This is a genomic window from Streptomyces sp. NPDC026589, from assembly GCF_040638385.1.
Lineage (GTDB): Bacteria > Actinomycetota > Actinomycetes > Streptomycetales > Streptomycetaceae > Streptomyces.
The window spans coordinates 15,332-25,927 of sequence record NZ_JBEZYG010000006.1 but is presented as its reverse complement, the minus strand read 5'-3'; the positions used below and the strand labels follow the sequence as shown (position 1 = coordinate 25,927).

Genomic DNA, 10,596 nt, shown 5'->3' with positions numbered 1-10,596 from the left:
CACCGGCTTCCAGGAGCGCGTCCGATGGGGGCGGGGGAGACGAACCCATCGGGGCGGTGCGGCCGGCCAAGCCCGTGGCCCGGCGGCCCGTCGTGCGGCCGGTGGAGGCGGACGAGACGCCGGACGGGCCGCCCTGCCCGGCCTGCGGCACGCCGAACCTGCCGGGGCGGCAGTTCTGCCGGCGGTGCGCCGCTCCGCTCCGGACCCGGGAGCAGCCCGCCGCCCTGCCGTGGTGGCGCACCGTGTGGCCGTTCCGCCGCCGGGTACGCGGCGGTTCGGGCCGGGCGCTGCGGCGGACGCTGCTGGTCCTGGTCGTGGCCGGGCTGCTGGTGGCGGGCTTCCTGTTCTTCCCGCTCGGGCGCTACGTCTACGAGGACGTCCGGGACAAGCTCGGCGGCACGCGGGAGATCAGCCCCACCGGGGTGACCGCCAGCGCCTCGGCTCCCGGTCACCCGGCGAGCGCGGCGATCGACACCCTGACGAACAAGTACTGGGGCGCCCCCGCGCTCGGCGCGTCGCTGACCGCCTCGTTCCGGACGCCGTTCCGGCTGGTCGGCGTCGTGGTGTACACCGGTGTGTCGAAGGAGCCGCAGGAGTTCCGGCGAGGCGCGCGGCCGACCCGGGCGGAGCTGATCATCACCACGAAGGACGACAAGGTGCACAAGAAGACGGTGACCCTCAACGACAAGCCCGGCAAGCAGGAGACGCGGATGGGCATCAGCGACGTCGTCTCCGTGGAGCTGGTGCTGCGGGAGGCCGCCGGCCAGGGCGAGGGACGGCCGATCGCGGTCGGCGAGGTCGAGTTCTTCAAGCGCACCTGAGCAGGCGCGCCCGGGCCGGAAGCAGGCGCACCCCGAGCCGGAATCCGTCACTCCGCCCATCGCACGACACTCCCGGCCCCACTCCTGACACGACCGCACCGAGGGCCCCGCGAGGTCACCAACTACCCAGTAGCGATCAGAGAGTTATTGACGATCAAACATTTTCGGTCACAAATGGCTTCCCTCCGCACCCCCACCCGGGGTTGACTGGGCATCACCCATGGTGACGCGCCTGCCCATCGGCTCGCCGCCCCCTGCCCCGACGCCCCGGGCTCCCGGCGGAGGAAGGAAGCCGGCAATGGCACTCCGACCTCGCATGTCGCCCCGCCGCCCGGCCGCCGGGCTCGCGGCAGCCGCCTCCGGGCAGGTGCGTCCCCTGCCCGATCACCCGGAATGCGTCGTCCACATCGTCCGCCCGCATTCATCAGTCGAGGGGCTGCAATGAGCCATATCACGTTACCGGCGTTTCACATGCCGTTCCAGAGTGCTGGATGTCATCCAGGCCTGACGGAAACCCGCGAGGCAGCCTGGGAATGGGCCGAATCAGAAGGGCTCCACCTGTCCCTGCCGGCTCGGAAGAAAATGATCCGGACGCGCCCGGAACTATGGATTTCGCTCATCTTCCCCCAGGCTGAACAGGCGCATCTCGACCTCTTCTGTCAATGGCTCTTCTGGGCCTTCCTCGTGGACGACGAGTTCGACGACGGCCCGGCCGGACGCGATCCACTGATGTGCGAGACGGCGATCACCCGCCTGGTGGACGTCCTCGACGGGGCCGCGCCGAACGGGCCGATGGAGCGGGCGCTCGCCGGGCTGCGGGACCGCACCTGCCGCGGCCGGTCGCCGCAGTGGAACCGGCAGTTCCGGCGGGATACGGCCGCCTGGCTGTGGACGTACTACGCCGAGGCCGTCGAGCGCGCCGCCGGGCAGGTGCCGAGCCGGGCAGAATTCGCCAAGCACCGGCGGGATTCGGTCGCCATGCAGCCCTTTCTCTGCCTGCATGAGATCACCGCCGGAATCGACCTCCCGGATTCCGCCCGGAGTCTGCCCGCGTATATCGCCCTGCGGAACGCGGTCACCGATCATTCCGGTCTCTGCAACGACATCTGCTCCTTCGAGAAGGAAGCCGCTCTCGGGTACGAGCACAACGCCGTACGGCTGATTCAGCGCGACCGGGGCTGCACCCTCCAGGAAGCGGTCGACGAGGCCGGTGTCCAACTGGCCCGGATCGCCGAGCGGGTGCAGCGGGCGGAAAGGGAGCTGATCGAGGAAATCGAGGCGGCGGGCATCGGCGGCCCGACCCGGGCGGCCCTGGAGCGCTGTGTCCAGGACTACCGGGGACTCGTACGGGGCGACTTCGACTACCACGCGCGCGCCGAGCGCTACACCCGCCCGGATCTGGTGGAACGGGACGAACGGGACTCGCTGTCCCAGCACTTCGCCGCCTGAGCGCCCCGCCCCGCGACGACCGCCTCCGCCCCGCCGGACGGCCCGGACATGTCCCGCCGGACGGCGGCGGGGTGGGGCGGGGCGCGGTTCGACCGCATGGAAGACTGAGGCCCGCACGCATGTCCCGGGTCGCCCCACCGGCCGGGCCGGCGGAGACGCCGTGCCCCCGGTCAGCGACTGACCGGCCGGAATGCCCTGCCTTCCAGCCAGCATCGTCCCGGGGAATCACACGTGAGAGCACAGCGAAGAGTCTGGACCACGGCCGCCGTCACGACGGCGGCCGTGGCGGGTGTCCTGGTCTTCCAGGGCGTGACCGGCACCTCCGACGCCGACCGCGACGGGCGGGCGGCGGACGCCAAGTCCGCCCCGGTGAAGTCCGATGTGCACAGGACCGCGCTGAAGACCTCGCCCGACGGCGGCTCCGCGTCGCTCGCGCGGCGCGACGCCGAACCGTTCAGTCTGCTCGGCGTCACCTGGACCGATCCCGCCGCCCGGGTGACCGGGAGCGTCGAGGCCCGTACCCGCTCCGCCGCCACCGGCGAGTGGACCGGCTGGCTGCCCCTGGACACCGAGATCGACGGCCGCACCGAGACCGGCCGGTCCGGTGTCCGCGGCACCACCGAACCCCGCTGGGTCGGCCCCTCCAACGGCGTCGAGGTCCGCGTCCGCGCCGGTGACGGCGCCCGGGCCGGACTGCCCGACGGGCTGCGGCTCGACACGGTCGACCCGGGCTCCGACACCACCTCGCTCGCCGCCGAACCGGCCGCGTTCAGCGTCGAGGAGACCCCCTCCGAGGAGCCCACGCCCGGCGAGGAGCCCCCGGTCACCCCGCCCACGGAGGAGCCGGTCGAGGAGCCCACGGACAGGCCTTCGCCCACCCCGACTACGGAGACCCCGGCGCCGCCGAGCCCCACGCCGAGCCCGAGCACCGACTCCCCGACGCCGTCCGCTTCGCCGACGACGCCCACCGGCTCCCCGTCCCCGACGCTCCCGCCCGTCCCGCCCGCCCCGCCGTCCACCGTTCCCCAGCCGCCGATCGTCTCCCGGGCGGCCTGGAAGGCCGACGAGTCGCTCAGCACCGAGGCGCCCGACTACCTGGACCGGGTCAAGGCCGTCTTCGTCCACCACACGGCGCAGACGAACGCGTACTCCTGCGCCGACTCGGCGGCCATCGTGCGCGGTCTGCACACGTACCACGTGAAGTCGAACGGCTGGAAGGACCTCGGCTACAACTTCATCGTCGACAAGTGCGGCACCGTCTTCGAGGGCCGCAAGGGCGGTGTGGACCGGCCCGTCATGGGAGCCCACACCTACGGGTTCAACCGGGACACCACCGGTATCGCCGTGATCGGCATGTACACCGACACCAAGGCCGCCACCGCCGCGACCACCTCCGTCGCCCGCGTCGCCGCGTGGAAGCTCGGCCAGTACCAGGGCGACCCGGCCGGTTCCGTCCAGCTCACCGCGGGGGCGAACGGCAAGAACATGGCCCACGAGAACTTCGTCGCCGGCCAGCAGTACGCCTTCCCCCGGATCTCCGGGCACCGGGACGGGTTCGCCACCGAGTGCCCCGGACTCTCCCTCTACCAACAGCTCCCGGCCATCCGCTCCCTGGCCGCCGGACCCGTCACCGGTCTCACCATCTCCTCGGTGACCGGGGCGAGCGCCTCCGGCTCCACGTACTACACCCGGTCGAAGATCACCGTCGGCTGGAAGGCGGCCACGCCCTCCTCCTTCGTCAAGGGATACGAGCTGCTCGTCGACGGAAAGCCGGTGGCCTCGGTCAAGGGCAACGTCACCTCTGCGACGGCCACCCTCGCCGCCGGCAAGCACTCCGTGCAGGTCCGGGCCGTCCACCAGTCGGGGAAGACCTCCCTGTCGCCGGTCGCGACCGTGGTCGCCGACACCGCACCGCCGGTCTTCTCCACCAAGCCGGCCCTCACTTTGCGCACCGGCACGGTGGACGCCACCTCGGTCCCGCTGACCCTGAAGTGGAAGGCCACCGACGCCGCCTCCCTCAAGGAGGTCCGGCTGACCGCCCCCGTCGCGAAGACGTACGGCCCGACCACGAGCAGCGCCTCGCACACCGCGAAGCCCGCCAGGGCCACCGCCTGGAAGATGACGGCGTACGACCGGGCGGGCAACACGGCCGCCGCCTCGGTCTCCGGCACCCCGGTGATCCTCCAGGAGTCCGCCGCCAAGAAGGGCGGCAAGTGGACCACGAAGTCCTCCGGCAGCTACCTGGGCGGCAAGTCGTACTCCAGCAGCGCCAAGGGCGCGAGTCTGACCTGGACGTTCACCGGCCGGTCAGCCGCCTGGGTGGTGTCGCGGGCCGCCACTTCGGGGCAGGCATACGTCTACGTCGACGGGAAGAAGGCCGCCACGGTGGACCTGAAGTCCTCGGCCACCAAGTACCGGCAGGCGATCTGGACGAAGTCCTGGTCCTCCAGTGCCAAGCACACGGTCAAGATCGTGGTCGTCGGCACGAAGGGCCGCCCGACGCTGACCACGGACGGGTTGGTCTACCTGAAGTAGCCGCCCGGACCACCGCACCGCGAGAGGGGTGGGCACGCATCATGTCCGACAGCGTGACGGGGACTCCCCCGCAGGTGAGGACCGTGTACGGCACCGTGCGCGGTGCGGTGGAGCGGGGCGTCGCGGTCTTCCGCGGCATCCCGTACGCGGCTGGGCCGGTGGGTGCGCGCAGGTTCCGCGCGCCCGGTCCTCCCGAGCCGTGGACGGGGGTGCGCGAGACCGTGGCGTACGGTCCGACGGCCCCGAAGCGGCCCTACGCCCCGCCGCTGGACCGGCTGCTGCCGGATCCGGCGGTGCCGGGCGACGACTGTCTGAACCTGAACGTGTGGACGCCGTCGCCGGAGCGGGGCACGGCCGGGCTGCCGGTGCTCGTGTGGATCCACGGGGGCTCGCTGCTGCACGGTTCCTCGGCGGTGCCGGTGTACGACGGATCCGCGTTCGCCCGGGACGGGGTGGTCCTCGTCTCGGTCAACTACCGCCTGGGCGTCGAGGGCTTCGGCGTCTTCCCGGACGCGCCCGCCAACCGGGGGCTCCTGGACCAGCTGGCCGCCCTGGAGTGGGTGCGCGACAACATCGCGGCGTTCGGCGGCGACCCGGACCGGGTGACGGTGGCCGGGGAGTCGGCGGGGGCGGTCTGCGTCGCCGCTCTGCTCGCCTCGCCCCGGTCCGCGGGGCTGCTGCGGAGGGCGGTGCTCCAGAGCGGGGCGCCCGCCGCGCTGCCGCCCGCCGCCGCGCGCGGGACGACCGAGCTGATCGCGAAGCGGCTCGGGGTCCCCGCGACGGCCGCGGCGCTGGCCGCCGTGGACCCGGAGGCGCTGCTCACCGCGCAGACCGAGGTCACCGGCGGCGGGAACCCGCTGACCGGCCGCGACTCCTTCCAGCTGGTCGTGGACGGCGAGCTGCTGCCGCACGACCCCGTGGAGGCACTGCACGCGGGCGCGTCCGCCGGGATCGACCTGCTGCTGGGGGCGAACACCGAGGAGTACCGGCTCTGGTTCGTGCCCGGCGGGCTCACCGAGAGGGTCAGCGCGCTGCGGCTCCGCCTCGCCCTGCTGAAGTTCAAGGTGCCGGGCGCCACCGCCCGCGTCTACCGCGCCAACCGCCCGGACGCCACCCCCGGTGAGATCCTCGGCGCGCTCGCGACGGACAGGCTGCTGCGGGTCCCGCTCAACCGGCTGGCCGACGCCCGGACGGACGCGCCGGGCGCCACGTACGTGTACGAGTTCGGCTGGCCCACCCCCGTACAGCGCCTCGGCGCCTGCCACGCGCTGGAGCTGGGCTTCGTCTTCGACACGCTCGCCCACCCCGACACGATGGCCCTGACCGGCCCGGACGCCCCGCAGGAGCTGGCGGACTCGATGCACCGGGCATGGGTGGACTTCGCGACGGATGGGGATCCGGGGTGGCCGCCCTGGGACGCGCGGCGGCCCGTGACGGTCTTCGGCCCGGGCGCACCGGAGCTGGTCCTGGCCCCGCGCGACGACGAGTTGCGCGGCTGGCGGCCGTACAGGCGCTGAGGCCGCACGGAGGTCCCGTACGGATCGGGCCGGGGGTCAGCGCTGCCGCGCCGTGCCCGCGGGTGGTGCGCTCAGGCGCAGCCGGGTGAGGACGGCGGGGCGGGCGAGGCCGGGCATGATCAGGGCCCACATGGCGCTGACCTGCTGGTGCAGGGCGTCGCGCTCGTCGAGGGCGAGAGCCAGGAGCTGCACTCCGCTGTAGCAGCCGACGATGGTCCGGGACGCCTCCTCCGGGGTGACGTGGTCCTGGAGCTCGTCGGCGGCGCGGGCGGATTCGAGGACGGCGGTGACGGCCCCGAGCGGGCCCGCGTAGCTCTCGGCGGTCAGGTAGGGGCCCGGTTCGATCGACAGGCGCACGGCGGCCCGCAGGACGGGGTCCTCCAGGATGCCGGCGGTGTAGAGGTGGCTGATGTCGATCAGCGCCTGGAGCCAGACCTTGGGCGCCGGGCCCGCATCCGCCTGCTCGGAGATCTGCCGGAAGAACGCGTGCTGGCGGTCCAGGATCGCGTTGCCGAGCTGTTCCTTGCCCTCGAAATGGTGGCAGAAGGCGCCGCGGGAGACTCCGGCCCGGCGCAGGATCTCCGGGGTCGACGCTCCGGCGTACCCGGCCCGGTCGATCACGACCCCGGCGGCCTCGACGAGCCGCCGGACCACCTGTTCGCCGCGGTCTCCGCTCTCCCCGTGCTCCTGCATCGCCGTGACGCCTCCCTCGGTCGTGTCCGACGCTACCCGGGGGCACAGCGACACGCTCCCGGTACGCGGCCGGATGTCAGGCATCCGTCCTTTTCAGGGCCGCAGGGAGATCCAGTGCGGGTCGGGGACCACGGTGAGGATCGCCGAGACCACCACGACCAGGCCCAGCACGGCCTGTTCCCGGCGGGCCAGCAGGTGGGCGACCGACGGGTCGGTGTCCCGGAGCATCCGCCGCCGGGCCGCCACCGCCAGCACGCTGACCACGGCCATCAGCGCCAGCTTGACCAGCAGGGTGCGCCCGTAGGCGGAGGTGAACACCACGTCCAGCGGCAGCCGGCGCAGGGTCGACGCCGTGCCGGTGGCGGCGAGGGCGACGTACAGCCAGATCGCCAGGCGCGCGTACCGGCCGAGCAGGGCGCGGGCCGCGACGGGTGAGCCGCGCCAGAGCCACATGGTGCGCAGGACGTACAGCAGGCCGCCGGTCCACAGCGACGCGGCGGTCAGGTGGACGACGGTGAGGGCGGCGCCGAACTCGGGGCTGTACGCCTCCGGGTGGGCGCGCAGGGCCTCCGCGCCGATGACGAGGGCGAGCGGGGCGAGTGCGAGGGCCGGGCGCCGGCTCGCGGCGCAGAAGGCGGCGAGGAGCAGGCCGTTGGCGATGAGGAGGAGCAGTCCGCCCTCGCGGGTGCCGTAGGTCTCGGTGATCCCGAGATCGCTGACGGCGGCGAGGCGGACGATCTGCCCGGCCGCGGCGGCCGCCCCGGCGAGCGAGGCGTACACCGCCCAGCTCCGTACGGCGGTACGGGGGCGGCCCCGGACGGGCCGGATGAGCTGCGGGGCGAGGAGTTCGCCGAGGTGGAGGGCGAGCGCGGCGAACAGGACGGTGCGGAGCACGGTGGTGAGCCCCGCGCCGGGTATCCGGAGCTCCCCGGTGCCGCGGGCCACGAGTCCGGGGCCGAGCAGGGCCAGGAGGAGCGCGAGGCTGCCGACGGCGCACAGCAGGAGAGGGGTGGTCCAGGAGCGTCCGGCCGGCCGGGCGGGCGGGCGGCCGGGTATCCCGTCGGCGAAGGGCGCGTCGTCCGTCGGCGCCGGTACGGCCGCCGCCGCGGGCGGGAGGCCGGGCCCGGTCGGCGCGGCCGGGTCGGCGGGGGGTCCGGAGAACATCACGGCCCGATCCTCGCCGGTGGACAAAGACACAGCAAGCCGCGCACGGGGGGCGGGACCGCCGGAAGGCGCCCGGAAAGGGCTGGAAGGGGGGCTCTTCGGACGTGTCCGGCGGCGGCCGGGCCCCGATGGACGCGGGACCGGCCGCCGCGGCGGATCAGGCCTTGTTCTGCGAGGCCCAGAACTCGTCGAAGGTGAGCAGGCCGTCGCCGTTGGCGTCGTGGGCGTTGATGATCGCCTGCGCCACCGTCTCGGTGACGAAGGGGTCGCCCAGCTGGGCCATCGCGCTCTTGTACTCGTTGGCCGTGATGAGCCCGTCGCCGTTTTTGTCGAACCGCTCGAATGCCGTCCGCGCCGACTCGATGTCCGCCACAGTTCCGCCCCTTCGTGATGCCGAATGTCAGGGGTCAGATTATCGGGCCGTCCGGGTGACCTCGGCGGCCGGTCGGCCCAGCAGCTCCGTGGCCGTCACCGCGCGCAGCCCGCGGCGGCCGATCTCGGCGAGAAGCAGCGGCAACGCGTCGACGGTGACCGGCCGGCCGAGACTCAGCTCCACCACCGATCCGTTGCGCAGCTCCCCCGCGACCTTCCGGGTGACGGCGGCGACGCGGGTGGCCGCGTGGTCCTGCGACTCCACGTCGCAGCCGAGGACATGGGGGTAGCCGGCCCGCTGCGCGAGGCGCTGGAGGAGCGGGGAGGCGTACGCGGTGGGCGAGGGGCGGAACCAGGTGCCGATGGACCCGGTGAGCCGGCGCAGCCGCCGGGCGCACGCGGTGATCTCCTCGTACGCGGCGCGCTCGTCCAGGGACGCGAGGTCGAGGTGGTGCTCGGTGTGGTTGCCGATCTCGTGGCCCCCGTCGAGGATCCGGCGGGCCAGGCCGGGGTGTTCGGCGAGCCAGGTGCCGACCGCGAGCACCGTGACGCGTGCGCCGGCCTGTTCGCACCGGGCGAGTGCGGCGTGGGCGAGGTCCGGGTCGCCGCGCCCGTCGAAGGTGAGGGCGACACGGGGCCGGTCGCGGGGACCGTGCGCGATCCGGAAGGGCATGCCGGGGAAGCGGTGCGGGGTGGGGGCGGCGGCCCGGGAGGCGGCGGGGCGCGGAGTCACGGTGGCGCCGGGGGCGGGGACTTCGCCGGGAGGACGGGTGACGGCCGCGGGTCCGGCGGCTCCGCCCGCCCCGTCGCTCCGGGCGCATCCCGCGGTGAGGACGGCGGCCAACGCCCCGGCCCCCGCTCCCAGGGCGTTCCGGCGGCCCACGGGGGCCCTGTGTCCATCCATGCCCGACCACCTCGCGTTCCACGGGTTCCCTCGGTTACCGGGACACAGTAGAGGCGCGATGGGCGAAATGAGCTGATTGAGCGATTCATCAGATGATCAATGAATCATTCAGACCTCGCCATAAAGATGCATGGAATGCCAGGCGAGTGATCGAGCACACCTGCGATTCAACCGGCGAATGCCCGTTTGTTCCATAAATATCTCGACAAGTCGCTTTGGCGCCGAGGTCGCCCGTCTGCCATAGTCGGAGCCACGACCCCCATCGACCCGGGCCCAGGTCGTCATGAGCGGCCGTGGACACACCCCCCATGCCACGGCCCCCGCCAGAAGCCCCCGCAGCGCCGCACCACGGCCGATCGGGGGCTTCTGCGTATCCGGAGCGACAGGGGACCGCGCGGTCAGCGGTCGGAGATGCGCATCTCGAACCAGGTGGTCTTGCCGCGCGGCAGCAGATCCACACCCCAGCGGTCGGAGAGCTTGTCGACGAGGAAGAGGCCCCGGCCGCTGATGTCCATCTCGCGCACCGGCATCAGACACGGCAGCCCGCGCGAGGGGTCGCGCACCTCGATGCGGATCCAGCCCCGGCGGCGGACCATCCGTAGCCCGAAGATCCGGGCCCCGGTGTGGCGTACCGCGTTCCCCACGAGCTCGGAGACGAGGAGCACCGCGTACTCGGCGGTCTGGGGCGAGAGGCCCCACTGGCGGAGCACGACGCAGGAAGTGATGCGCCGGGCCGTCGCCGCCGACTCCGGGCGGGACGGCAGCCGAACCTCCCCCTCGGTCGGATTTCCGAACAACTCCAGCGCCTTGAACGCCTGTTCGTCATCCATGGTCGACGTCCAGCGTGCCGCGGTCGCGCTGCTGCGCGGTCGCGGCTGATCCACACCCTCCAGGCCCGCCATGCCCACCATCATGGCCGCACGCATCGCCCCCCGGGGCCGTTCCGGAGGAATCCGCACCCCGGAACAGCCCATGCCACAGAAGGCTTTTGGCATATGCCTCTGGCAGAACAGTTCCCCGAACGGCCCCGCTGAGCTGCGGTGATGCCTTTCCTGACGAGGACGGTCGGGCCGAAGGCGGCACCGGGCCTTAAGGTTGCCTTAAGGCCCGGATAATCCGCTCTGACGGATGAACTCCCCCG

At 73.0% G+C, this 10,596-nt stretch carries 9 protein-coding genes; 4 read left to right on the top strand and 5 right to left on the bottom strand.

The window, feature by feature from the left end; genetic code table 11:
• Positions 1-56: 56 nt before the first annotated feature.
• The 4 genes from AB0F29_RS12045 to AB0F29_RS12030 all read left to right on the top strand — a co-directional run bounded on the left by AB0F29_RS12045 (position 57) and on the right by AB0F29_RS12030 (position 6,322).
• The gene (locus tag AB0F29_RS12045; RefSeq protein ID WP_361870480.1) at positions 57-821 is read left to right on the top strand and encodes a zinc ribbon domain-containing protein; all 765 of its coding nucleotides are present in this window, start codon (positions 57-59) and stop codon (positions 819-821) included.
• 471 nt (positions 822-1,292) lie between these two features.
• Positions 1,293-2,270, top strand: a complete 978-nt coding sequence (locus AB0F29_RS12040) for a terpene synthase family protein (protein ID WP_361870477.1) — start codon at positions 1,293-1,295, stop codon at positions 2,268-2,270.
• A gap of 231 nt (positions 2,271-2,501) precedes the next feature.
• The gene (locus AB0F29_RS12035) at positions 2,502-4,805 is read left to right on the top strand and encodes a peptidoglycan recognition protein (RefSeq protein ID WP_361870474.1); all 2,304 of its coding nucleotides are present in this window, start codon (positions 2,502-2,504) and stop codon (positions 4,803-4,805) included.
• A gap of 41 nt (positions 4,806-4,846) precedes the next feature.
• Positions 4,847-6,322 (top strand): carboxylesterase family protein, encoded by a 1,476-nt coding sequence (locus AB0F29_RS12030; protein ID WP_361870471.1) that lies wholly within the window; start codon positions 4,847-4,849, stop codon positions 6,320-6,322.
• 36 nt (positions 6,323-6,358) lie between these two features.
• Here the strand turns inward: AB0F29_RS12030 and AB0F29_RS12025 are convergent, their stop codons facing one another.
• From AB0F29_RS12025 to AB0F29_RS12005, 5 genes are all read right to left on the bottom strand, one after another.
• On the bottom strand, positions 6,359-7,015 hold the full coding sequence (locus tag AB0F29_RS12025) for a TetR/AcrR family transcriptional regulator (protein WP_361870468.1): 657 nt from the start codon (positions 7,013-7,015) through the stop codon (positions 6,359-6,361).
• A 93-nt stretch (positions 7,016-7,108) separates the two neighbouring features.
• Positions 7,109-8,179, bottom strand: coding sequence for a CopD family protein (locus AB0F29_RS12020; protein ID WP_361870465.1), 1,071 nt, complete (start codon positions 8,177-8,179; stop codon positions 7,109-7,111).
• Between the two features lie 157 nt (positions 8,180-8,336).
• Positions 8,337-8,552, bottom strand: coding sequence for an EF-hand domain-containing protein (locus tag AB0F29_RS12015; protein ID WP_007457219.1), 216 nt, complete (start codon positions 8,550-8,552; stop codon positions 8,337-8,339).
• A gap of 39 nt (positions 8,553-8,591) precedes the next feature.
• Positions 8,592-9,455: a polysaccharide deacetylase family protein gene (locus tag AB0F29_RS12010; protein WP_361870462.1), complete on the bottom strand. Its 864-nt coding sequence runs from the start codon at positions 9,453-9,455 to the stop codon at positions 8,592-8,594.
• A gap of 398 nt (positions 9,456-9,853) precedes the next feature.
• The gene (locus AB0F29_RS12005) at positions 9,854-10,369 is read right to left on the bottom strand and encodes an ATP-binding protein (RefSeq protein ID WP_361871129.1); all 516 of its coding nucleotides are present in this window, start codon (positions 10,367-10,369) and stop codon (positions 9,854-9,856) included.
• Positions 10,370-10,596: the final 227 nt, after the last annotated feature.

Coding starts and splice junctions, on each gene's coding strand:
- AB0F29_RS12010 (WP_361870462.1), bottom strand. CDS start 9,455: ATGGATGGACACAGGGCCCCCGTGGGCCGCCGGAACGCCCTGGGAGCG.
- AB0F29_RS12020 (WP_361870465.1), bottom strand. CDS start 8,179: ATGTTCTCCGGACCCCCCGCCGACCCGGCCGCGCCGACCGGGCCCGGC.
- AB0F29_RS12005 (WP_361871129.1), bottom strand. CDS start 10,369: ATGATGGTGGGCATGGCGGGCCTGGAGGGTGTGGATCAGCCGCGACCG.
- AB0F29_RS12040 (WP_361870477.1), top strand. CDS start 1,293: ATGCCGTTCCAGAGTGCTGGATGTCATCCAGGCCTGACGGAAACCCGC.
- AB0F29_RS12025 (WP_361870468.1), bottom strand. CDS start 7,015: ATGCAGGAGCACGGGGAGAGCGGAGACCGCGGCGAACAGGTGGTCCGG.
- AB0F29_RS12030 (WP_361870471.1), top strand. CDS start 4,847: ATGTCCGACAGCGTGACGGGGACTCCCCCGCAGGTGAGGACCGTGTAC.